Source organism: Burkholderia sp. AU17457 (genome assembly GCF_002223255.1).
GTDB classification, from domain to species: Bacteria; Pseudomonadota; Gammaproteobacteria; order Burkholderiales; family Burkholderiaceae; genus Burkholderia; species Burkholderia sola.
Map to the genome: position 1 here is coordinate 949001 of NZ_NKFB01000003.1, position 23569 is coordinate 972569.

At 70.6% G+C, this 23569-nt stretch carries 20 protein-coding genes; 15 read left to right on the top strand and 5 right to left on the bottom strand.

The genetic code is table 11. The annotated features are described in order from the left end of the window. Genes bcsZ through CFB49_RS06915 form a run of 8 tightly spaced genes read left to right on the top strand, consistent with a single transcriptional unit; the run spans window position 1 to window position 12432 of the window. Entirely contained in the window at window positions 1-1230 is a 1230-nt protein-coding gene (gene bcsZ / locus CFB49_RS06880; RefSeq protein ID WP_089490962.1) for a cellulose synthase complex periplasmic endoglucanase BcsZ, read from the top strand. Then, window positions 1215-5099, top strand: a complete 3885-nt coding sequence (locus CFB49_RS06885; RefSeq protein WP_089490963.1) for a cellulose synthase subunit BcsC-related outer membrane protein — start codon at window positions 1215-1217, stop codon at window positions 5097-5099. The genes bcsZ and CFB49_RS06885 overlap by 16 nt, the downstream gene beginning before the upstream one ends. Window positions 5100-5107: 8 nt before the next feature. After that, window positions 5108-7099, top strand: coding sequence for a cellulose biosynthesis protein BcsE (gene bcsE / locus CFB49_RS06890; RefSeq protein WP_089490964.1), 1992 nt, complete (start codon window positions 5108-5110; stop codon window positions 7097-7099). Continuing rightward, on the top strand, window positions 7096-7359 hold the full coding sequence (locus tag CFB49_RS06895; RefSeq protein ID WP_089490965.1) for a hypothetical protein: 264 nt from the start codon (window positions 7096-7098) through the stop codon (window positions 7357-7359). The genes bcsE and CFB49_RS06895 overlap by 4 nt, the downstream gene beginning before the upstream one ends. Beyond that, on the top strand, window positions 7356-8135 hold the full coding sequence (gene bcsQ / locus CFB49_RS06900) for a cellulose biosynthesis protein BcsQ (protein ID WP_089490966.1): 780 nt from the start codon (window positions 7356-7358) through the stop codon (window positions 8133-8135). The genes CFB49_RS06895 and bcsQ overlap by 4 nt, the downstream gene beginning before the upstream one ends. Continuing rightward, window positions 8132-10669 (top strand): UDP-forming cellulose synthase catalytic subunit, encoded by a 2538-nt coding sequence (gene bcsA, locus CFB49_RS06905; protein WP_089435338.1) that lies wholly within the window; start codon window positions 8132-8134, stop codon window positions 10667-10669. Before bcsQ ends, bcsA begins: the two co-directional genes overlap by 4 nt. A 27-nt stretch (window positions 10670-10696) precedes the next feature. Beyond that, window positions 10697-12253 carry a cellulose biosynthesis protein BcsG gene (bcsG, locus tag CFB49_RS06910; RefSeq protein WP_089490967.1) on the top strand — a complete coding sequence of 519 codons (1557 nt, stop codon included), beginning with the start codon at window positions 10697-10699 and terminating at the stop codon, window positions 12251-12253. Beyond that, window positions 12235-12432, top strand: a complete 198-nt coding sequence (locus CFB49_RS06915) for a hypothetical protein (protein ID WP_069617189.1) — start codon at window positions 12235-12237, stop codon at window positions 12430-12432. The genes bcsG and CFB49_RS06915 overlap by 19 nt, the downstream gene beginning before the upstream one ends. 55 nt (window positions 12433-12487) lie before the next feature. Here the strand turns inward: CFB49_RS06915 and CFB49_RS06920 are convergent, their stop codons facing one another. The 4 genes from CFB49_RS06920 to CFB49_RS06935 are packed head-to-tail and all read right to left on the bottom strand — an operon-like array spanning window position 12488 to window position 15718. Next, a complete protein-coding gene (locus CFB49_RS06920) occupies window positions 12488-13372 on the bottom strand; it encodes a pirin family protein (protein WP_089490968.1) in 885 nt (294 codons plus the stop codon). Window positions 13373-13409: 37 nt separating this feature from the next. Next, window positions 13410-13802 carry an OsmC family protein gene (locus tag CFB49_RS06925; RefSeq protein ID WP_089490969.1) on the bottom strand — a complete coding sequence of 131 codons (393 nt, stop codon included), beginning with the start codon at window positions 13800-13802 and terminating at the stop codon, window positions 13410-13412. Window positions 13803-13851: 49 nt separating this feature from the next. Then, complete coding sequence (locus tag CFB49_RS06930) at window positions 13852-15432, bottom strand: cation:proton antiporter (protein WP_089490970.1); 1581 nt, start codon at window positions 15430-15432, stop codon at window positions 13852-13854. Window positions 15433-15457: 25 nt separating this feature from the next. Then, window positions 15458-15718 carry a XapX domain-containing protein gene (locus tag CFB49_RS06935; protein ID WP_050018056.1) on the bottom strand — a complete coding sequence of 87 codons (261 nt, stop codon included), beginning with the start codon at window positions 15716-15718 and terminating at the stop codon, window positions 15458-15460. Between the two features lie 277 nt (window positions 15719-15995). Here CFB49_RS06935 and CFB49_RS06940 point away from each other — a divergent pair, with 277 nt between their 5' ends. Beyond that, window positions 15996-16682, top strand: coding sequence for a hydrolase (locus CFB49_RS06940; RefSeq protein ID WP_059837139.1), 687 nt, complete (start codon window positions 15996-15998; stop codon window positions 16680-16682). Between the two features lie 66 nt (window positions 16683-16748). Here the strand turns inward: CFB49_RS06940 and CFB49_RS06945 are convergent, their stop codons facing one another. Then, on the bottom strand, window positions 16749-17672 hold the full coding sequence (locus tag CFB49_RS06945; protein WP_089490971.1) for a LysR family transcriptional regulator: 924 nt from the start codon (window positions 17670-17672) through the stop codon (window positions 16749-16751). Window positions 17673-17773: 101 nt separating this feature from the next. On the opposite strand from CFB49_RS06945, the gene CFB49_RS06950 reads away from it, so the two are divergent. Genes CFB49_RS06950 through CFB49_RS06975 form a run of 6 tightly spaced genes read left to right on the top strand, consistent with a single transcriptional unit; the run spans window position 17774 to window position 23451 of the window. Next, window positions 17774-17941 carry a DUF1427 family protein gene (locus CFB49_RS06950; RefSeq protein WP_069617194.1) on the top strand — a complete coding sequence of 56 codons (168 nt, stop codon included), beginning with the start codon at window positions 17774-17776 and terminating at the stop codon, window positions 17939-17941. Window positions 17942-17960: 19 nt separating this feature from the next. Beyond that, window positions 17961-19850, top strand: coding sequence for an amidohydrolase (locus tag CFB49_RS06955; RefSeq protein ID WP_089490972.1), 1890 nt, complete (start codon window positions 17961-17963; stop codon window positions 19848-19850). A 1-nt stretch (window position 19851) separates the two neighbouring features. Continuing rightward, window positions 19852-20304, top strand: coding sequence for a DoxX family protein (locus CFB49_RS06960; protein WP_089490973.1), 453 nt, complete (start codon window positions 19852-19854; stop codon window positions 20302-20304). Between the two features lie 26 nt (window positions 20305-20330). Further along, window positions 20331-21245, top strand: a complete 915-nt coding sequence (locus tag CFB49_RS06965) for a VOC family protein (RefSeq protein WP_089490974.1) — start codon at window positions 20331-20333, stop codon at window positions 21243-21245. Then, on the top strand, window positions 21242-21940 hold the full coding sequence (locus tag CFB49_RS06970) for a YoaK family protein (protein WP_089434891.1): 699 nt from the start codon (window positions 21242-21244) through the stop codon (window positions 21938-21940). The genes CFB49_RS06965 and CFB49_RS06970 overlap by 4 nt, the downstream gene beginning before the upstream one ends. Beyond that, window positions 21937-23451, top strand: coding sequence for an alginate export family protein (locus CFB49_RS06975; RefSeq protein WP_089490975.1), 1515 nt, complete (start codon window positions 21937-21939; stop codon window positions 23449-23451). The genes CFB49_RS06970 and CFB49_RS06975 overlap by 4 nt, the downstream gene beginning before the upstream one ends. The last annotated feature ends 118 nt before the right edge of the window (window positions 23452-23569 follow it).

The following is a 23569-nucleotide window of genomic DNA, read 5'->3' on the forward strand; positions in this document are numbered from 1 at the left end:
ATGGCGCGGGCAATGACGAAGCGACGGGCAACGCAGCCGGCGCGGCGTGTCGGCGCGACGCTCGCGCTGGCGGTTGCGATGACGTGCGCGGCGGTCGGCATGACCACGCGCGCGCACGCCGCGGCGGCCGGTGCGGCCGATGCGGCGGGCGCGGGATGCGGCGCGGCGTGGCCGCGCTGGGACGCGTTCAAGCGCGATTTCATCTCGGCCGACGGCCGCGTGATCGACGTCGGCTCGGCCGATTCGCGCACGGTATCGGAGGGGCAGGCGTATGGACTTTTCTTCGCGCTGGTCGCGAACGACCGGCGCATGTTCGACACGATCCTCGCATGGACCGAGAACAACCTCGCGCAGGGCGACCTGAGCGCGCACCTGCCGGCGTGGCTGTGGGGCCGCGCGCCCGACGGCGCGTGGCGCGTGCTCGACGCGAACGCGGCGTCGGACGCCGACCTGTGGATCGCGTATGTGCTCGTCGAGGCCGGGCGGCTGTGGCACGAGCGCAGCTATACGGCGCGCGGCGCGCTGCTCGCGAAGCGCGTGCTCGACGACGAGACGGCGACCGTGCCGGGCCTCGGTCTCACGCTGCTGCCGGGGCCGACCGGCTTCAAGCTCGCGAACGGCCAATGGCGCGTGAATCCGAGCTATTCGCCGCCGCAGGTGATTCGCGCGCTCGGCGCGCGGCTGCCCGACGACCGGCGCTGGGTCGCGCTGGCATCCAGCACCGCTCGCGTGCTGCTCGACACCGCGCCGAAGGGCTTCTCGCCCGACTGGGCGCTGTATCGCGCGGGCAAGGGCTTCGGGCCCGATCCGGACACGCATGCGGAGAGTGCGTACAACGCGATCCGCGTGTACCTGTGGGCCGGCACGCTCGACCGCGCCGATCCGCTCGCCGCGCCGCTGCTCGCGCGCTTCGCGCCGTTCGCCGACCATATCGCCGCGCATGGCGCGCCGCCCGAGAAGGTCGATACGACGACGGGCGTCGCGGGGCCCAACGACGGCAACGGCGGCTTCTCCGCGGCCGCCGTGCCGTTCCTCGACGCGCGCGGACAGCACGCGCTCGCGGATGCACAGGCGGCCCGCGTCGATACGCTCGCGCGCCAGTCGGCGCCCGGCTATTACACGAGCGTGCTGACGCTGTTCGGCCTCGGCTGGCGGGACGGCCGCTACCGGTTCGGGGCGGACGGCACGCTCGACACCCGCTGGGGAGGCCGTTCGTGCGCCGCCCGCTGAAGCGCGCCGCGCCGCACGTCGCGGGATTCGCGTGGCTCGCGTCGTCGGTATGCGCGGCGGCGCCGGGCGCTGCCACGGGCACGGCGATCGCGAACCCCGCGACACCGGCGACCTCGGCTGCCGCCGATGCGCGGCGCGAGCTCGACACCGCGCGGATGTGGGGCATCAAGCATCGCGACGACCTCGCAAGCGATGCGTTGCGCAAGGGCCTGCTGATCGCGCCGGGCGATCCCGACCTGCTGGCCGAACAGGTGCGCGTGCTGCTGCGGCTCGGCGACGCGAAAGGCGCGCAGGCGTCGCTGGCGCGGCTGCAGGCGCAGTCGCCGAATGCGCCTGCCGCGCGGCGGGTGGCCGACGAATACCGCGTCGCGACGAGCGGGCGCGGCGAGATGGCGCAGATCCGGCTGCTCGCGCGCAGCGGCCGCGCCGACGAGGCGGCCCGGCGGATCGTCGCGCTGTTTCCGAACGGCGCGCCGTCGGGCGCGCTGGGCGCCGAGTATTACCAGATCGTGTCGAATGCGCCGGGCGGGCGCGAGCCGGCGATCGCCGCGCTGCGCCGCGCGGTCGCCGCCGATCCGCGGGACACGAGCGCGTCGGTCGCGCTCGCGCGGCTGTTGAATCAGCGCGACGACACGCGCGCGGAAGCGAACCGGATCGCGTGGTCGCTCGCGAAGCGCGCCGACGCGGACCATACGGAAGCGATGGCGCTGTGGCGGCGCGTGCTGCAGTCGGCCGGCAGCGACCCCGCGTATCTCGATGCGCTGCACGCGTACCTCGCGCTCGCGCCGGACGATACCGAATTCCGCGATCGCGCTGCCGGCCTCGACCGGCAGCGCGACGCGCAGCGCCGGCTCGAACGCGATCCCGACTACATCGCGCAGCAGCGCGGGTTGCAGGCGCTCGCGCGCGGCGACCTGGCCGCCGCCGATCCGCTGCTCGCGCGTGCCGCGCGGGCGCGCTCGGACGACGCCGATGCGCTGGGCGGCCTCGGCCTGCTGCGTCTGCGCGAAGGGCGGCACGACGAAGCGCGCGCGCTGTTCGCGCGGGCCGCGACGCGTGCGACCGACCAGCGCGGCAAATGGCAAGGCCTCGCGCGTACCGCGCAGTTCTGGGGGCTGCTCGCCCAGGGCCGCGAAGCGGCCAGCGCCGGGCGCGCGCAGGATGCCGAGCGCGCCGCGCGTGCGGCGCTCGCGATGCAGCCGGACAACCCCGACGCGAAGCTGCAGCTCGCCGATGCGCTGCTCGCGCAGCGCGACTGGGCGCGGGCCGAGCCGTTGCTGCGCGGCTTGCTGGCCGCGCGTTCGCCGAGCCTGTCGGCCGTGCGCGACACGGCCACGCTGTATGAAAACACCGGCCGCGCGGACCGGATCGGCCCGCTACTCGACGCGCTGCAAGGGCGCGTGACGGGCGCCGACGACCGCCGCACGCTCGACGGCCTGCGCGGCGACGTGCTCGCGAACGAAGCGCGGGCGCTGGCCGACAAGGGCGCGCGCGGCCCGGCCGCGCAGCGCTACGAGGCGGCCGTGCGCGCGGCGCCCGACGCGCCATGGACGCGCTTCGCGCTCGCGCGTCTCTATCGCGACATGGGGCTGCCGCAGCTCGGCCGCACGGTGATGGACGACGGGCTCGCGCGGAGCGACACGCCCGAGATGCGCTACGCGAGCGCGCTGTATCGCAACTCGATCGACGACGTCGCGGGCGCGCAGGCCGCGCTGGCGCCGGTCGACGACGCGCACCGGTCGGACGGGATGCGGGCGCTCGCGCGCAAGCTCGATGCCGAACGCGCGCTGGCCGACGCGCGCGGCGCGCATGCACGCGGGGACCGCGCGGCCTTCGCGGCCACGCTCGCGCACGCGCAGGCGAGCGCGCCGGACGATCCCGACATGCTCGCGGCGATCGGCGCGCAGTGGATCGACGCGGGCGACCCCGAGCGCGGCCTCGCGCCGCTGCGCGACTGGATCGCCGCGCATCCGCGCGAAGCCGACGCGGACGTGCGGTTGCGCTACGGCGACCTGCTCGGCAGCGCGGGGCGCGACGAGGCGCTCGCCGCGTGGCTCGACACGCTGCGCCGCGATCCGTCGCTGACGCCCGCGCAGACGGCGCGACTGGAGGACCAGTCGCTGCGGCTCGTGCTGCGGCAGACCGACGACGCGATCGCACGACAGGACTATGCACGGGCGCGCACGCTGCTCGATCGCGCGAGCCCGGCCGGCCGCGCGGACAAGCGTTATGCGCTCGAACTCGCCGATCTCGAACGCGCGCAGGGGCATTACGACGCGGCGCGCGACGCGCTCGCGCCGGTCGTCGCGCGTACGCCGGACGATGCCGATACGCAGCTCGCGCTTGCCCGGATCGACGAGGACAGCGGCAACCGTGCCGCCGCACGCGAGCGCGTGCAGGCCGTGCTGGCGCGCACGCCGGACGACGACGTCGACACGCAACTGTCGGCCGTGCGCCGCCTGAACGCGCTGCGCCGCCCGGACGAAGCCGCGCAGGTGACGGACCGGCTGCAGGCCGCGTATCCGGCGCGCGCCGACGTGACGGTCGCGGCCGGGCGCGTGGCCGAGGCGCAGGGCCGCTATGACGACGCGGCGTCGCTGTACCGGCTGTCGCAGTCGCAGGAACGCGCGACGGGCGTGAGCCCCGGTCGCGACGGGCTCACGCCCGCGCAGGCCGCGTTCGCGGAGCTCGCGCAGCGGCGCAATCCCGAGATCGAGACCGGCTGGATACCCGCGTACAAGTCGGGCGACGAAGGCATCTCGTCGTATCGCGCCCAGCAGGTGCCGATCTACATGCAGCTGCCGGTCCGCTACGACGGGCACGTGTTCGCGCAGATCGACACCGTACACCTCGATCCGGGCACGCTCGATACCAGCGACCTGAACGCGTATTCGCTGAAGACGTTCGGCACGTACGCGGCGTTCAGGGCGCAGCCGAATCCGCCGGCCGCCGCGCTGCTCGCGAATCCGCCGGGCTCGCTGCACCAGTCGACCACGGGCGTCGCGCTCGGCGCCGGTTACCTGTCCGATGCGTGGCGCTTCGATCTCGGCACGTCGCCGCTCGGCTTCCCCGTGCATTACCTCGTCGGCGGCGTGCGCTACCGCTTCGACGCGGGCCCCGCGAGTTTCTCGGTGAATGCGTCGCGGCGGCCCGAAACGAGCAGCGTGCTGTCGTACGCGGGGATGCGCGACCCGTGGACCGGCGCGGTGTGGGGCGGCGTGCGCCGCGACGGCGTGAGCCTGCGCGCGTCGGTCGACGTCGGCCGCACGAACCTGTTCGCGGAACTCGGCGCGGGCGTGCTGTCCGGCCGCAACGTCGAGCGCAATGCGGAAGTCACGCTACGCACCGGTTTTACGGTGCCCGTGTACGAGCGCGCGACGATGAAGGTCAGCACCGGGCTCGTCGGCAATGCGTGGCACTACGCGCAGAACCTGCGCTACTACACGTACGGGCAGGGCGGTTACTACAGCCCGCAGCGCTATCTGTCGCTCGGCGTGCCGATCGAATGGGCGGGGCGGCACGATGCGCTGTCGTGGGACCTGACCGTCACCGGCGGGATCTCGAACAGCTACGAGAAGGATTCGCTGTATTACCCGACGCTCACCGGCCAGCGCGCCGCCCAGGTCGCCGCCGGGTTCGTGTACGCGGGCAGTTCGACGCGCGGCGTGTCGTTCTCGTACGGCGTGAACGGCATCGTCGAGTATCGCGTGAACCCGCACCTGAGCGTCGGCGCGCAGTTGCACATCGACCGGTCGCACGACTATGCGCCGAGCTCGGCGCTCGTGTACCTGCGCTATGCGTTCGATGCGCGCGCGCCGCGCAACTGGCTCGTGACGCCGACGCCCGTGCGGCTTTATTCGGATTACTAGGGGAACGCGTGAATACGGAATTCGATGCCACCCGCCACGCGCCCGGCGCCACCGGCCTGGTCGACCGCCTGCGCGCGCTGCTGCGCGCGGGATCGGCGCGCGGCCGCGCCGGCGCATTGAGCCGGCTCGCGATCGATGGCCTGCCCGATACGTGGACGCAACTGGAGGCCGGCGGTCTTTACGCGATCTACGCGGCCGGCGGCACGCCGGGATGCGACGCGCTCGTGTGGGAAAGCGCGCGCCAGGCGCGCACGCGCGACGTCACGATCGTGCTCGCGCGCGATCCGGTGCGCGTCGCCGCGCACATGGAATCGCTCGGCTTCGCGGGCGGCGCGCAGCCGGCCGGCTGGCCGCGCAACCTGAACGTGCTGGCGATGCCGCCGGCGGCCGAGCCGGCCGACGCCGGTGCCGACGCCGGCGTGACCGCCGCTGCGCCGCGCGGCGTGGCGCCGGGCCCGTTCGCGCGGCTGACCGGCGGGTTGCGCGCGATGAAGCGCTACGGGCTGCATGCCCGTTCGCTGTATTTCGTCGAAGGTGCGCAGCGCTGGTTCAGCTGGGACGATCCGGTCGCGCTCGCGGATGAAGCGCACGCGCTGGCCGACTGGTGCCGCACGCGCCGGATCGCGCTCGTGCTGCTGCTCGACCCCGAAGCGACCCGGGCGGGCGACGACGCGCGCACCGACGATGCGCCGCTCGTGCGCGACGCGGATCGTACGCCGCGCAGCGGCTTCCACGGGATCTGCTCGGGCGTCGCGCAGTTGCAGCGCACCCACGGCGAGCTGCTGTGGGTGGTCGATTTCTGGCGCGCGGGCGACACGCTCGCGGCCGGCGAGGTGCGGCCGCTGCGCTTTGCGCCGGGCGGCCGGCTGTCGGCGAGCGTCGATGGCGGCGCGATCGAACCGGCCCGCCGGATGAAGCTGGCGAGCGACGAGGATCGCGTGGTGGTCAGCCGCGCGGTGCTCGACGGCGTGAGCCGCGTGCCGGACGGCTGGGAGATCGTCGACGACAACGCGGCCGTCGTCGCCGCGTGCGTGACCGCGCAGGCCGCGACCGCGGTGCTCGTGTTCCGCTCGCACGCGCAGCTCGAAGCGCTGTGCGCGGACGTGCACGCACTGCGCCGGCAGTGCGGCGGCGCGCTGAAGATCGCGGTCGTCGAGCGTGGCGAGGTGCTGCGCCAGCAGTTCGAGGTGCTCGTGCTGAGCGTCGGCGCGAACCGGGTCGTCGCGCGCGACCTGCCCGTCTCGCGGATGCAGGCGGCCGTGCACGCGTTGCACGGCCAGCTCTACGCGCGGCCCGTCGCGGCCGACTATCGTGCGGCGCTCGCGGCCGCGCTCGGCGATTCGGTGCTCGGCTATCTGCCGGTCGGTGCGTTCTGCCTGCGGATTCGCGCGGTGCTCGACCGCGGCGCGGTGCTTGCGCTGCCGCACACGCTCGCGAAGCTCACGCTGTTGCCGGGCGTGTCGCACGTCGACGCGCTGCGGCACTGCCGGCCGCGCCGCGCGGGCGACGTCGTGACGGCCGATGCGGGGCACCTGTTCGTGTTCCTGTTCGCGTGCGAGCCGGTCGACGCCGACGATGCGCTCGCGCGGATCTTCGACGTGCCGGTCGATACGCTGTCCGATCGCGTCGTATGCCTCGGCCAGGGCAGCATCGACACCGAGCTCGATGCGCTGAAGGCCGAGAACCGGCGCGCGCCGATCGCCGACTACAGCGACCTGTTCGCGGCGACGCAGCCGGCGCACGCCGCACGCGCCGCGCCCGCGCCCGCGCACGTCGAAGTCGACGCCGGCGCGGCGCTGCCCGACGCGAGCGAGGTGAGCGATGCGATCGAGGCGATCGATACCGTCGTCACGCTCGACGCGATCGGCACACCGCGGGCGTCCGATTCCGCCGCCGCCGATGCCGTCGACGCGTCTGCACTGGAGCCCGTCATTCCCGCCGCGCGTGCGCGCGGCGCCGTCCGCAGCGCGATGCCGCTGCGCAAGCAGGAGAACGCATGATCGGCGAACTCGTCATCGGCTTCATCGTCGGTATCGTGATTGCGGTGCCGGTGTGGATCGTCGCGCAGCACCTCGGCATCGGCCGCGGCTTCCACGCGCCGCGCGGCATCGACCGGCGCGACGCGGTGCCGTGCGAACTCGTGCCGGTCGCGCTGCGCGGCCGCCTGTTGCCGGGTGCCGGCGGCGAAGAAAGCGACAAGCGCGATAACCGCGATAACCGCGATAACCGCGATAACCGCGACAGCAAGGCGGCACGATGAAGACGATCGCCCTCACGTCGACGGCAGGCGGCGCGGGCCGCACGACGCTGGCCGCCGCGCTCGCGGTGCTGCTCGCGCGCCGCGGCCGGCCGGTCGTTGCCGTCGAATTCGATGCACAGAACCTGATGGGCGCGACGCTCGGCCTCGATACGGTGGCCGAACACGGTCTCGCGCACAGCCTGCTGGGCGGCGCCGAACCGTGGCACGCGCATACGTGGCGCAACGCCGACGGCGTGCTGTTCGTGCCGTACGGGCAGGTCGATGCGGCCGGCGCCGCCGCGTGCGATGCGCGGCTCGTCGCCGATCCGGCCTGGCTGTCGCGCGCGCTCGACGAGATCGCGCTGCCGGCCGACGGCGTCGTGCTGGTCGACACAGCGCGCTATCCGTCGCCGCAGGCCGAGCAGGCGATTCGCCGCGCGGACCTGACGCTCGTCGTCGTGCCGCCGGAGCCGGTCGCCTGCGCGACGACGGCCGCGCGGCTCGGCGTGCTGCGGGCCGGCCGCGGCGAACTGCGGATCGTCGTGAACCGGCTGAACCCGGCGCGCGACATGCAGCGCGACGCGCTGGCGATGCTGCGCGCGGTCGCGGGGCCGGCGTCGATGCTCGATCAGCGCATCCACGTCGACGCGGCGATGCCCGAAGCGCTCGCGCGCGGCAGCTGGATCTTCGACGATGCGCCGTATTCGCAGGCGTCGCACGACCTGAACGGCGTCGCGAACTGGGTCGACACGTGGCTGACGGCGGCCGTCGCCGGCCGCGCGGGAGCCGCGCGATGAAGGCCGCGCTCGCGTCGCGACTGCGCGCGTTCGGCCGGCGCGCGGCAGACTGGTGCGCGCGCGGCATCGGGCTGCCGGCGCAACGCACGCGGGTGGACTGGTTCGTGCGGCTGTTCTTCCACGCGCCGCCCCCCGGCCGGCCCGATCATGTGCGCCGCTGGGTGCGCGTCGCGTTCCTGCGGCTCGCGCACGACTGGGGCGTGCTGCAGCCGCTCAGCGTGCGCGAATGGCTGTGGCGCGCGATCGTGCGCGCGCCGCGTGCGGCCGGCGGCCGGCCCGCGCGCGATCCGCTCGCGTGGTTCGACACGTTCGTCGTGCCCGTCTACGTGGCCGCGCGTGCGGTCGGCCGGCGCGTCAACGCGATGCTCGAGCGTCTGCCGTGGGCGCGCTGGGGCGGCTGGCTCGATGCGCGCGCGAACGGCGTCGGCCGACGTCGCTGGCTCGCGCCGCTGCTGCTCGTCGCCGGCGCGGTGCTGTGGGCCGCGGCCGGAATGTCGCCGCTGATGCCCGGCGCGCAGTTCGCGTTCTTCGCGATCGTCGCGGTGCTCGCGCTCGCGCTGCGCCGCCTGCCGGGCCATCTGCCGACCCTCGCGCTCGCGTCGCTCGCGCTGCTGGCCACGCTGCGCTACGTGTGGTGGCGCACGACGCAGACGCTCGACTTCCGCAGCCCGGTCGAAGCCGTCGCCGGCTACCTGCTGTACGGCGCCGAAGCCTATACGTGGATGATCCTGCTGCTCGGCTTCGTGCAGACCGCGTGGCCGCTCGACCGGCCGATCGTGCCGCTGCCCGACGATCCGGACACCTGGCCGACCGTCGACGTCTATATCCCGACCTACAACGAGCCGCTGTCGGTCGTGAAGCCGACCGTGTTCGCCGCGCAGAGCATCGACTGGCCGAGCGCGAAGCTGCGCGTGTACCTGCTCGACGACGGCCGGCGCCCCGAGTTCGCGGCCTTCGCGGCCGAGGCCGGCATCGACTACCTGACGCGCGACGACAACCTTCACGCGAAGGCCGGCAACATCAACCGCGCGCTGCCCAAGACGCACGGCGACTACATCGCGATCTTCGACTGCGATCACGTGCCGACGCGCTCGTTCCTGCAGACGACGATGGGCGTGTTCCTGCGCGACCCGAAATGCGCGCTCGTGCAGACGCCGCACCATTTCTTCTCGCCCGATCCGTTCGAGCGCAATCTCGGCACGTTCCGCGAGGTCCCGAACGAGGGCAACCTGTTCTACGGCCTCGTGCAGTCGGGCAACGACCTGTGGAACGCGACGTTCTTCTGCGGATCGTGCGCGGTGCTCAAGCGCAGCGCGCTGGAGGAGGTCGGCGGCGTCGCGGTCGAGACGGTGACCGAGGACGCGCACACGGCGCTCAAGCTGCATCGGCGCGGCTATACGTCGGCGTACCTGCCGACCGTGCAGGCGGCCGGCCTCGCGACCGAAAGCCTCGCCGGCCACGTGAAGCAGCGCACGCGCTGGGCGCGCGGGATGGCGCAGATCTTCCGCATCGACAACCCGTTCCTCGGGCGCGGGCTCGGGTTCATCCAGCGGATCTGCTACGGCAACGCGATGCTGCATTTCTTCTACGGGATTCCGCGGCTGGTGTTCCTGACGATCCCGCTCGCGTACCTGTTCTTCCACCTGTACTTCATCAACGCGTCGTCGTTCGCGCTCGCGAGCTACGTGATCCCGTACCTCGTGCTCGCGAACGTCGCGAACTCGCGGATGCAGGGGCGCTACCGTCATTCGTTCTGGGCCGAGGTCTACGAATCGGTGCTCGCGTGGTACATCGCGTTGCCGACCACGGTCGCGTTCTTCAGCCCGAAGCACGGCAAGTTCAACGTGACCGACAAGGGCGGCAAGATCGACGAAGGCTATGTCGACTGGTCGACGTCGAAGCCGTATCTCGTGCTGTTCGCGCTGAACGTGCTCGCGATCGTCGCCGGCCTGTGGCGGCTCGTGGCCGACCAGGGCGACGAGGCGTCGACGATCCTGATCACGCTCGGCTGGACCGTCTACAACCTCGCGATGCTCGGTGCGGCGCTGGCCGTCGCGCGCGAGACCAAGCAGGTGCGCGTCACGCACCGGATCGCGATGCGCGTGCCGGCGATGCTGCTGCTCGCCGACGGCTCGACCGCCGCGTGCTTCACGAGCGACTATTCGACCGGCGGCCTCGGGCTCGAAGCGGTGCCGGGGCTGCCGCTCGCCGTCGGCGACACGCTGACGGTGTGCGTGACGCGCGGCGACCGCGCGTTTCCGTTCCCGGTGCGCGTGACCCGTGCGACGCCGACCCATGTCGGCGTGAGCTTCGAGGAACTGACGCTCGAGCAGGAACGCCAGCTCGTGCAATGCACGTTCGGCCGCGCGGATGCGTGGCTCGACTGGCACGAAAGCGCGCGGCCCGACACGCCGCTCGGCGGGCTCAAGGAAGTGCTGCGGATCGGGCTGGACGGCTATGTACGAATGTGGAAGGGTGCGGCGCGCGGCGTGCAGGCCATGCTTGCGCCGAAACTCGATCGCGCGCGCGACTGACGCGGCGCGCATCATGGAGTGGGTTAGATGACGTTCTGGAATCTGTATTTCATCCTGAAGTTCGCGCTGTTCGCGACCGGGCGCCTGCAGCCGTTCTGGCTCGCGAACCTCGCGTTCGCGGTGGCGCTCGTGGCGAGCGCGCCGATCCGGTCGCGCGTGTGGCGCATCGTCCGGCAGGTCGTGGCGATCGCGATCGCGGTGCCGCTGCTCGCGCGCGAACTGCATGCGCCGCCGCTCGCCCGTCTCGCGGAGGCCGCGCGCGAAGTCAGCACGTTCCGCCTCGACTACTGGATGGAGCTGCTGCCGCGCCTGTTGCCGCCCGTGCTGGCGCTGACGATCGTCGGCGTGCTGATCGTCTATTTCATCGTCAATCGCTGGCTGCGCGTCGCGACGTTCGTGGTGGCCGTGCTGGTCGTGATGCCGCTGTGGCAGGCCGGCAGCGGCCTGATGGCGCGCGTCGCCGCACCGGCGCAGCCGCAGGCGAACGCGGCGGGCGCCACGCGCGTCGACCAGCCCGAGGACCACAACGCGGCGCTCGCGACGTTCCGTGCGCAGGAGTCGCAGCGGCAGGTCGCGTTCGGCCATCTCGGCAGCGATCCGGCCGCGCAGTTCGACGTGATCGTGCTGCACATCTGCTCGCTGTCGTGGGACGACCTCGATGCGGCGAAGGTGCGCAACCATCCGATGCTGAGCCACTTCGACTACCTGTTCACGAACTTCAGCACGGCCGCGAGCTACAGCGGCCCGGCGGCGATCCGCGTGCTGCGCGCGAGCTGCGGGCAGGAGGCGCATGCGGACCTGTACAAGAGCGCGCCGCAGCAGTGCCATCTGTTCTCGCAACTGGCGGGCGCCGGCTACACGGTGCAGTCGCTGCTGAACCACGACGGCCATTTCGACAACTTCCTGCAGGTGATCCACGACAACATCGGCGTGGCCGATGCGCCGATGATCTCGAACGCGGCCGCGCCGGTCGCGATGCATGCGTTCGACGGCTCGGCGATCAAGGACGACTATTCGACGCTCGCGAACTGGTACGCGCAGCGTGCGGCGGTGCCGGGGCCCGTCGCGCTGTACTACAACACGATCAGCCTGCACGACGGCAACCGCGTCGTCGGCAGCGCGCTGACGAGCATCGACTCGTATCCGCAGCGCGCGACGAAGCTGATGACCGACTTCGACCGTCTCGCCGACCTGATCGCGCAATCGGGCCGCCGCGCGGTGATCGTGTTCGTGCCCGAGCACGGCGCCGCGTTGCGCGGCGACAAGAACCAGGTCGCGGGGCTGCGCGAAATTCCGACGCCGCGCATCGTGCACGGGCCGGTCGGCGTGCGGCTCGTCGGCTTCGCCGGCAACCACGGCGCGACGACCGTGATCGAGCAGCCGACCAGCTTCCTCGCGCTCGCGCAGTTGCTGTCGAATCTCGTGTCGAACAGTCCGTTCAAGCCGGGCGCGACGCTCGCGCAATACGCGACCGATTTGCCGCGCACGCGGATGATCGGCGAGAACGAGGGCACGGTGACGATGCAGACCGCCGCGGGTTACGCGGTGAAAACTCCGGACGGCGTATGGATCGACGAACAGTAACGATTTCCGGCGAAGGCGACGACGATCGCCTGTCGCAACCGAACGACGTGATCGGCCTCGCGCGGCATCTGCCCGCGCTCGATCCCGAGCGCTATGTCGACGAGCAGGCGCGCCGCGCGTTCGACGCGTCGCTCGATCGCTGGCCGACGCTCGCGAAGCTGATGGGATTGAAGCGGTAAACGTACGACGGCCGGCATGATCGCCGGCCGTCGTGGCTTCGTCGGGCGAACCCGCCTACTGCGTCTTGCGTTCCGGCTGGCGGGTCCATTCGTCTTCTTCGCCCGGCACCTTGCCGAACGTCTGATCGGCCCACGCGGCGCGCGCCGCATCGATCTTCGCGCGTTCGCTCGACACGAAATTCCATTCGATGAAACGCTCGCCCGGCAGGTGCGCGCCGCCGAGCAGCATCACGCGTGCGCCGTTCGTACTCGCCAGCGCGACGGTGGCGCCCGGTTCGAGCACGGCCATCGTCGCCGGGGCGAGCGGCGTGCCGTCGATGCTCAGGTCGCCGTCGACGAGATACACGCCGCGTTCGTCGTGCTCCGCATCGAGCGCGAGCTGCCCGCCCGGCGCGAATGCCGCATACGCATAGAGTGTCGGCGAGAACACGGCGACCGGCGACGCGCGCCCGAACGCGGTGCCCGCGATCACGCGCACCGTCACGCCGTCGCGCGTGAACGACGGCAGCGTGTCGGCCGCATGGTGAACGAACGCGGGCGCGGTGTCTTCATGCTCGACCGGCAGCGCGACCCAGGTCTGGATGCCGTGCACGGGCTGCTCGCGCGGTCGATCCTCGTCGGGCGAGCGCTCCGAATGCACGATGCCGCGGCCGGCCGTCATCCAGTTCACGTCGCCCGGCACGATCTTCTGCCGGAAGCCGAGGCTGTCGTGATGCATCAGCGAGCCGTCGAACAGGTAGGTGACGGTCGCGAGCCCGATGTGCGGATGCGGCAGCACGTCGATGCCGCGGCCGGCCGGCAACACGGCCGGGCCCATCTCGTCGAAGAAGATGAACGGGCCGACGAGGCGCGCGGCGCGTGCGGGCAGCACGCGGCGCACGACGAGGTTGCCGATATCGCTTTCGCGCGGCGTGAGCAGGGTCTTGATCGGAGCGGACATGGCGGGAATCTCGTGGCGGGGCGGTGACGGAAGGCGCTCAGGCGATCGCCGTGTCGATCGCGATCGGGTGCGTGAGGATCTTGTGCACCGGGCACGCGTTCGCGATCTGCAACAGGCGTTCGCGCTGCTCGTCGGTCAGGTCGCCGTCGAGCGTGATGCGGCGCACGATCGTGCTCCCCGCGCTGCCCGATTCGTGCGCGAGCTTCGCGTGCACTTCGTCGAGCGGCCAGCCTTTGCGTTGCGCATACATCTTCAGCGTGATCGCGGTACACGCGCCGAGACTCGACAGCAGCAGCGCGACGGGCGTCGGCGCCGTATCGCCGCCGCCGAGCGACGCGGGTTCGTCGGCGCGCCACTGGTGGACGCCGTCGGTGAAGTGGACGAGGTAATCGACCGGGCCGATGCTCGCTTCGACGGTGAGTTCGCTCATTGAAATTCCAGGTGGGGAAAGGGGACGGGCCTGCCGGGCAGGCCGGACGTCAGGGTTCGAGCAGGCGCTGCAGCCGCAGCTCCTCGAAATCCAGTTCGGATTCTATGCGGTGCAGCACCGCGTCGTCGACCCGGCCCTCGCGATGCAGGCCGAGCAGCGCGTCGCGCGACACGCCGACCAGCTCGAGCTCGACGCGCAGCATTCGCGCGCGCACGTCCGCGGGCTCCGCACCGTCGCGATGCGCGCGTTCGTTGAACGCGACGCGGCTGCGGTATTCGGTCAGCAGCCGGTCGAGCGATGCGCGTTCGAGGCCGGCGCCGCGCTGCTCGCGCGCGTCGAGCTCGGCAAGCGCCGCGCCGAACGTGTGCGCGCGCACCGCGTGTTCGGACATCGTGCGGCGCGCGGCCGGACGCAGTTTCAGTGCACGGATCAGCGGCGCGAGCGTGCCGCCCTGCACGACGAGCGTCGCGATGATCAGCAGGAACGTGCTGAACAGGATCAGGTCGCGGCCCGGGAAGTTGGCCGGCAGCGCGATCGCGGCCGCGAGGCTCACGACGCCGCGCATGCCCGACCAGCCGAGCACGACGGCTTCGCGCCACGACCACGCCGCGTGGCCCGCGCGCCGTGCACGCAGGCGGCCCGGCAGCCACATCGCGACGAACACCCACACGATGCGCGCGCCGATCGCGGCGGCCGTCGCCGGCAGCGCGACCCGCAGGCCGGCCATCAGCACCGCGCCTTCGTGGTTCACGCCCGCGAGGATCGCGTGCAGCGCGAGGCCGATCAGGATGAACACGAGCGCGTCGAGCACGAACACGATCGCTTCCCACGTCGCCTTCGCCTTGATCCGCATGTCGGCGCCGAACACGCGATGCTGGCGCACGCCGAGCACGAGGCCGCAGGTGACGACCGACAGCACGCCGGAGCCGTGCACGGCTTCCGCGATCCCGTAGCTGCCCCATGCCATCGCGAACGTCACGACGATGCCGAGCATCGGCTCGCGCAGGCGTTGCAGTACCCAGCACATCGCGTGGCCGCATGCGAGGCCGACCGCGATGCCGATCAGCGTGAGCGAGAAGAACAGGCCGGTCGCGCTCGCCGCCGTGATCGATACGGCGAGCGCGGCCGACACGGCCATCTGGTACAGCAGCAGGCCCGACGCATCGTTGACGAGGCTTTCGCCTTCCAGCACCGCGACGAGCCGCGCGGGCAGCGGGTGGCGCTGGAGGATCGCCTTCGCGGCGACCGCGTCGGGCGGCGACACGATCGCACCGAGCGTGAAGCATGCGGCCCACGGCAGCGCGGGATTCGCCGCATGCACCGCGAGCGCGACCGCGACGGTCGTGAACGCCACGGCCCCGAGCGCGAGCGACGCGATCGATGCGAGCTCCTGCCGGAATTCCTTCCACGCGGTGTAGAACCCGCTCGACATCAAGAGCGGAGGCAGCACGGCCGCGAGCAACAGCGCCGGGTCCATGTCGGGCACGCGCTTGCCGGCGACGGCGACCACGCAGCCGCCGAGCAGCAGCACGACGGCCGGCGGAATCGAGATTCGCTCGGCGAGCCAGGTGAGCGCGCCCGCGCCGCAGATCAACAGCAACAGGTAATGGAACAGCTCGACGTTGGTCATGCGCGGCGGGCGGCGATGGAGTGGATCAAGAAGGCTTGCGGTCGTTCGCGGCGCCGCCCGGCAACGCGCCGAACATGTGCTGGCTGCACTTCGCGTCGCGCCATGCGGTGTTCAGCCGATGGCCGGACAGCATGCGCCGCGCGACGGGCAGGATCTGTTCGCCGGCCAGCATGCCGAGCAGGCCGACGAGCGCGATGACCGGCGGCGCGGGCGAGTTCACGCCGATCGCGCCGTAGATGACGCCGGCGAGGATGCCGGCGAGCAGCGACAGGACATACGGTTTCATGGTGGTGCGCCTCGTGATGGCCGAGCGGCACCGGAACGGCACCGTCAAAGTCCTGAAAGCGTATCGGGTTTACGTGAAGAAAAAAAGGGCGGGCAGTCCCGAACGGACGTCCATTCGGGAATCGGATCGATTCCATTCCTTGGGTGTTCGCGCCGCGCGTTTGCGGCTTAAATGTTTCAGCCCGGATGATGACGATCCGGCGCCGACGCATTCCGGGCGCCTCCCGCTTTCACGGTCGAGGCAGCCGCCTATTTTCCGTTCACAGGACCCATCCGCCATGAGCAACCCGAAACTTGAAGTACTGACGCCGCAGAACAGCCAGCTGATCTTCATCGACCAGCAGCCGCAGATGGCGTTCGGCGTGCAGTCGATCGATCGGCAGACGCTGAAGAACAACGTCGTCGGGCTCGCGAAGGCCGCGAAGGTCTTCAACATCCCGACCACGATCACGACGGTCGAAAGCGACAGCTTCTCGGGCCACACGTATCCCGAGCTGCTCGACGTGTTCCCGAACCAGAAGACGCTCGAACGCACGTCGATGAACTCGTGGGACGACCAGAAGGTGCGCGACGCGCTTGCCGCGAACGGCCGCAAGAAGGTGGTGGTGTCGGGCCTGTGGACCGAAGTCTGCAACACGACGTTCGCGCTGTGCGCGATGCTCGAAGGCGACTACGAGATCTACATGGTGGCCGATGCATCGGGCGGCACGACGCAGGCTGCGCACGACTTCGCGATGCAGCGCATGGTGCAGGCCGGCGTGGTGCCGGTCACGTGGCAGCAGGTGCTGCTCGAATGGCAGCGCGACTGGGCGCGCCGCGATTCGTACGACGCGGTGATGGCGATCGCGAAGGAGCATTCGGGCGCGTACGGGATGGGCGTCGATTACGCGTACACGATGGTCCACAAGGCGCCGCAGCGTACCGCGACGCCGCACGAGTCGATTCCGGCCGTGCCCGCGAAGTAACGCGCTGCCGGCCGCGATCGCCGCGACGGTTGCCGCGGCGATCGCGTGCCGTCGGCCGTCGCGCGGTCAGGCGGCGGGCAGCGCCCACGGCGCGCGCGAGAAATGTTCGGCGAGGAAATCGAGCAGCACCGTCACGCGCGCGGCGCGCAGCATGCCGGGCGGCGTGACGAGGTTCACGTTGATGTCGGCGATCTTCCAGTCGCTCATCACTTCCTCGAGCGCGCCGCGCTGCAGTTCGTCCCACACCAGGAACTCGGGCTGCAGCGCGAGGCCGTGACCGCCGACGAGGGCGGGGAGGATCACGTCCGCATTGTTCGTGCGAATGCGGCCGTGCACGTTCACGCCGACATCCTCGCCGGATGCCGAATGGCGGAAGCGCCAGTGCTCGGGTGTCGGCAGGTTCGTATACGTGAGGCACACGTGCTGTTCGATGTCGCGCGGATGCGTGGGGCGGCCGCGCCGGTCGAGATACGCGGGCGACGCGACGAGCGGCCGGCGCACCGCGCAGAGGCGACGCGAGCGCAGCGTCGAATCGCTCAGCTCGGCGATGCGGATCGCGACGTCGAAGCCGCCCGATACGATGTCGACGATGTGATCGGTGAGCACGAGATCGATGTCGACGCGCGGATAGCGCTCGAGAAACGTGGGCAACACCGGCGACAGATGGTGCAGCCCGAACGACATCGGCGCGTTCACGCGCACGAGGCCGTGCGGTTCGAGCGCTTGCGCGGTGGCCTCGCTTTCGATCAGTTCCGCATCGGCGAGCAGGCGGATCGCGCGGTCGCGCAGCAGTTCGCCGGTCGGCGTGAGCGACAGCTTGCGCGACGTGCGGTACAGCAGCATCGCGCCGAGGCGTTTTTCGAGGCGCGCGATCGCTTTCGACACGGTGGGTTGCGAGACGCCGAGCTGCTCGGCGGCTTTCGCGAACGAACCCGTCTCCGCGACGCGCGCGAAGATGGCCCAGGCTTCGAGATCAGGAAGGTGTTGCATGGTCGGAGCGGATGGCAGGGAAGCGAAACGGATGCGAGGGCAGCGCGGCATGCGGCCGATGCGATGCGGATCATTCTAATCCGGCCGGGAGGAAAATCGTTATGGAATCTTATCTAATTTCATTGGGCGCCGGCGTGCTGATCGGCGTCGTGTACAGCGTGATCAAGGTGCGTTCGCCTGCGCCGCCGCTGATCGCGCTGGTGGGCCTCGCCGGCATGCTGGTCGGCGTGCAGGCCATCGCGCCGGTTCGTCACTGGCTCGGCTTCTGAACGCATCGAGGAGATGTCAATGAGCGCAACCGATACTCAACCCGATCTGATCCTGCACAACGGGCGCATCACGACGCTCGATCGTGCGAACCCGATCGCGGCCGCCGTCGCGATCAAGGACGGCCGCTTCGTCGCTGTCGGCGGCAATGCGGAGATCATGCCGCTCGCGGGCCGCGCGACGAAGGTGGTCGATCTCGGCGGCCGCGGCGTGCTGCCGGGCCTGATCGACAACCACTGCCACGTGATTCGCGGCGGCCTGAACTACAACATGGAACTGCGCTGGGACGGCGTGCCGTCGCTCGCGCTCGCGATGGAGATGCTCAAGCAGCAGGTCGCGATCACGCCCGCGCCGCAGTGGGTGCGCGTGGTCGGCGGCTTCACCGAACACCAGTTCGTGGAGAAGCGGCTGCCGACGATCGACGAACTCAATGCGGTCGCGCCGGACACGCCCGTGTTCATCCTGCACCTGTACGATCGCGCGTTGCTGAACGCGGCGGCGCTGCGGGTGGTCGGCTACACGAAGGACACGCCGGAGCCGCCGGGCGGGACGATCCTGCGCGATGCGGCGGGCAACCCGACCGGCCTGCTGCTCGCGAATCCGAACGCGACGATCCTCTACGCGACGCTCGCGAAGGGGCCGAAGCTGCCGTTCGAGTATCAGTACAACTCGACGCGCCATTTCATGCGCGAGCTGAACCGGCTGGGCGTGACGGGCGTGATCGACGCGGGCGGCGGTTCGCAGAATTATCCCGACGATTACGAAGTGATCCGCAAGCTGCACGACGCGGGCGAGATGACGATCCGGATCGCGTACAACCTGTTCACGCAGAAGCCGAACGCGGAGAAGGAAGACTTCGTGAACTGGACGAAGAGCGTCAAGTACCACGACGGCACCGACTACTTCCGCAATAACGGCGCCGGCGAGATGCTGGCGTTCTCGGCGGCCGACTTCGAGGATTTCCGCGTCGCGCGGCCGGACCTGCCCGCGCAGATGGAGGACGATCTCGAAGGCGTCGTGCGCGTGCTCGCGGAAAACCGCTGGCCGTGGCGCATGCACGCGACCTACGACGAAACGATCAGCCGCGCGCTCGACGTGTTCGAGAAGGTCAACGAGGACATCCCGCTCGAAGGGCTGAACTGGTTCTTCGATCACGCGGAAACGATCACCGAGAAATCGATGGACCGGATCGCCGCGCTCGGCGGCGGCATCGCGGTGCAGCACCGGATGGCGTACCAGGGCGAATACTTCGTCGAGCGCTACGGCGCGCAAGCCGCGGAGGCGACGCCGCCGGTCGCGAAGATGCTCGCCAAGGGGCTGAAGGTGTCGGCCGGCACCGACGCGACGCGCGTCGCGTCGTACAACCCGTGGGTGTCGCTCGCATGGCTCGTGACGGGCAAGACGGTCGGCGGCATGCGCATGTATCCGCAGCGCAACCTGCTCGATCGCGAAACCGCGCTGCGGATGTGGACCGAGTACGTGACGTGGTTCTCGAACGAGGAGGGCAAGAAGGGGCGCATCGCGGTGGGGCAGCTTGCCGACCTGGTGGTCCCGGATCGCGATTTCTTCGCATGCGCGGAGGACGACATCGCCGCCACGACCGCGTTGCTGACGGTGGTCGACGGGAAGATCGTGTGGGGCGCGGGGCCGTTCGCGTCGCACGACGCACCGATCCCGCCGGCGATGCCGGACTGGTCGCCGGTGCGCGAGTTCGGCGGTTATGGCGGATGGGGCGCGACGCAGCGCAACGGCGCGCCGCTGCAACGCGCGGCGGCCGCCGCGATGTGCGGCTGCGCGAATGAATGCAACCTTCACCAGCATGCGCACGCGAGCGCATGGGCAAGCACGTTGCCGACGTCGGATGCGAAGGGCTTCTGGGGCGCGTTCGGCTGTTCGTGCTGGGCGGTCTGACATGACGACGCGCCCCGTCTACCGCACCCCCTCGTGGCTCCGCGTGCTGTTCGCGCAGCCGTGGGTCCTGCCGCTCGCGCGCGTCGCGCTGGTGTCCGCCTATCTGCTCGGTGGCGTCGCGAAGGCGTTGGACTTCCACGGCGCGGTCGCGGAGCAGGCGCATTTCGGCCTGCAGCCGGCCGCGCTGTGGGCGGCGCTCGCGATCGCGGTCGAGATCGCCGGCTCGCTGTGCGTGGTGTTTCGCCGTTTCACCTGGGTGGGCGCCGGCAGTCTCGGTATGCTGACGCTCGTCGCGATGTTCGTGGCGAACGATTTCTGGAACCGTTCCGGCGCCGAACGGTTCATGGCGCTCAACAGCTTTTTCGAGCATCTCGGGCTGATCGCGGCACTCGTGCTCGCGACCGTGCTCGACGATGCGCGGCAACCGGCCGATGATGGCCGCTCCATTCGATGACGATGCAACAACCAGGAAACCCTGTGATGAAATCTGTTCGTTCCGTGCTGCTCGCCGCGATGCTCGCGGGCGGCCTCGCCGTCGCGCCCGTGACGTTCGCGAAACCGCCGGCGCCGCCCGCGGTCGTGCCGACGGTGGCGGTCGGCCCGCAGTACGACACGACCCACGTGTGCGTCGCACCCGAAGACTTCGACCGCTTCACCGACAGCTTCGTCGCGACGTTCGGCGGCAAGAAGTCGAAGCAGGGCGTGTTCCAGGTCACGCCGACGCCGAGCCAGACGATGTCGCAACTCGTGCTGACACCGGTCGGCACGATCTCGGTATTCGGTTTCAAGACGCCGATCCCGTATCCGTTCTGCGCGGAGCGTACCGGCTATCTCGTGACCGACATGGACGTCGCCGTGAAGTCCGCGCGCGAGCACGGTGCCGACGTGATCGTCGACACGTTTCCCGATCCGATCGGCCGCGACGCGATCGTCACATGGGCGGGCGGCGTGAACATGCAGCTGTACTGGCACACGCAGGCGCCGAATTACGACGCACTGCAGACCGTCCCCGAGAATCGCGTCTACGTGTCGCCGCAAAGCGTCCGCAAGTTCGTGCACGACTTCGTCAAGTTCTCGAAAGGCAAGGTGGTGTCCGACACCCTGAAGGCGCCGGGCATCGAGATCGGCCGGCCGGACGATACGTACCGCCGCATTCGGATCGAATCGGGTTTCGGCAAGATGACCGTGCTGGTGACCGACGGCCATCTGCCTTACCCGTTCGGCCGCGAGATGACCGGCTACGACGTGCCCGATCTCGCCGCGACGCTGAAGCAGGCCGAAGCCGCGGGCGTAACCGTGCTCGTGCCGCCGTTCAAGTCGGACGGCCGTGATGCGGCGCTCGTGCAGTTCCCCGGCGGCTACGTCGCCGAGATCCACGCGAGCGCGGCGCGATGAAGCACGAGGACACGATTCTCGCCGCGGTGGCCGGCTTCGTCGACACGCTGAGCTTCGTCGCGCTGTTCGGGCTCTTCACCGCGCACGTGACCGGCAACTTCGTGCTGATCGGCGCCGGCCTCGCGGGCTTCGGCCAGGGTGTCGTGCTGAAGCTCAGCGTGTTTCCGGCGTTCGTGTGCGGCGTGATCGCGAGCAGCCTGATCGCGCGGTCGATGGCCGCGCGGCCGGCGTGGCAGGGCACGCGCGTGCTGCATACGGTGCAGGCCGTGCTGCTGCTCGGCTTCTGCGCGGCCGGCGTGTGGGCGACGCCCGTCACGCAGCCCGACAGCGTGGCGGCGCTCGTGGCCGGCATCGTCGGCACGTTCGCGATGGGCGTGCAGAACGCGCATCCGCGCGTGATCGCGCGCGCGGGCGGCGTGCCGAACACGGTGATGACCGGCAACGTCACGCAGGCGATCCTGGATGCCGTCGACATGCTGTCGCCCGGCACGGCGGACAGCGTGCGCGCCACCGCACGCGCACGCTTCGCGAAGATGCTGCCGGCGATCGTCGCGTTCGCGCTCGGCGCGGCGGGCGGTGCGATCGGGTTCCGCTACGTCGGATTCCTGGCGCTGCTGGTGCCCGTCGGCGCGCTCGCGACGCTTGCGCTGTGCGCGGCGCAATCAGCCGGTACGCCCACGCAGGAGCGTGCATGAGCGAGCGACGCAGGCGACGCCACGGCCGCCGCTTCGAGCAGGCCGCGCGCGTGTCGATCGTCGCGGGGCTGCTGTGCGCGGGCGCCGACGCGGCGTTCGCGGAAACGGCGGTTGCGTCGACGTCGACGCAAGAACCGGCGCCGGCATCGACTGCGTCGCCGGCCTCGACGTCCGCGGCGGCCACCGCATCGACGTGCACCGCCAAACGCCCGACCGTTCTGTTCAACCGCTGGCAGGAAGACTGGTCGGTGCTTGCGAATCCCTGCGTGCCGCGCGCGCCGCTCGACGGGCTGAAAACCATCCCGCTCGGCAACGATCCGTCATCCTATCTGTCGCTCGGCGTGAACCTGCGCGAGCGGCTCGAGACCAACGACGCACCGCTGTTCGGCATCGGCTCCGCGCAATCGGATACGTACGTGATCCAGCGCGTCGAAGTGCATGCCGATGCGCATCTCGGCCCGCACTGGCAGTTCTTCGCGCAATTGCAGGACGCACGCGCGTTCGGCAAGAACACGGTGTCGCCGGTCGATAAAAACCCGCTCGATCTCGAACAGGCATTCGCGACCTACACGGGCGCGCTTGGCGGCGGCACGGTCAAGTTCCGCGTCGGCCGGCAGGAGATGGCGTTCGACTTGCAGCGCTTCATCGCCGCGCGCGACGGCCCGAACGTGCGGCTCGCGTTCGATGCGGTGTGGGCCGATTACGAATACGGCAAGTGGCGCTTCATCGGCTATGCGACGCAGCCGGTGCAGAACCGCAACGCATCCGATTTCGACGACGTGTCGAATCGCGATCTCACGTTCAGCGGCGTGCGTTTCGAGCGTCAGTCGGTCGGGCCGGGCGACCTGTCCGGCTACTGGTCGCGCTACAACCGCCGCGGCGCGCGTTTCCTCGACGCGAGCGGCCCCGAGCATCGCGACGTATGGGACGTCCGCTACACGGGCACGCACGGGCGCTTCGACTGGGATCTCGAGACGATGCTGCAGACCGGCACGGTCGGCAACGCCACGATTGGCGCGTGGGCCGTCGGTTCGATCGCCGGCTACAGGCTCGACGCGCCGTGGTCGCCGCGCATCGCGCTGCAGGTGGACGCGGCATCGGGCGACCGGCATCCGCACGACGGCCGCATCGGCACCTTCAATCCGCTGTTTCCGAACGGCTATTACTTCACGCTGGCCGGCTATACGAGTTACGCGAACCTGATTCACGTGAAGCCGTCCGTGACGCTGAAACCGGCGGCGAACCTGTCGCTGCTCGGTGCGCTGGGCTTCCAGTGGCGCGAGACGACCGGCGACGCCGTCTATCAGCAGCCGAACATCCCGGTGCCGGGCACCGCCGGCAAGGGCGGCCTGTGGACGGGCATGTACGTGCAGTTGCGCGCGGACTGGACGATCGCCGCGAACCTGATCGGCGCGGTGGAGGCCGTGCATTTCCAGGTCGGCGACGCGATCCGGCAGGCGGGCGGGCACAACGCGGATTACGTCGGCGTCGAGCTGAAGTACGGCTGGTGACCGCGGCGCGCGGCAACCCGCACGCGGCTTGAAAAAGACAGCCCCGTGAACTGCGGGGCTGTCCTTCGTTCGTCCGGGCCGGCAGCATGGCCGGCCGCGTTCGCGGTGACGGCGATGC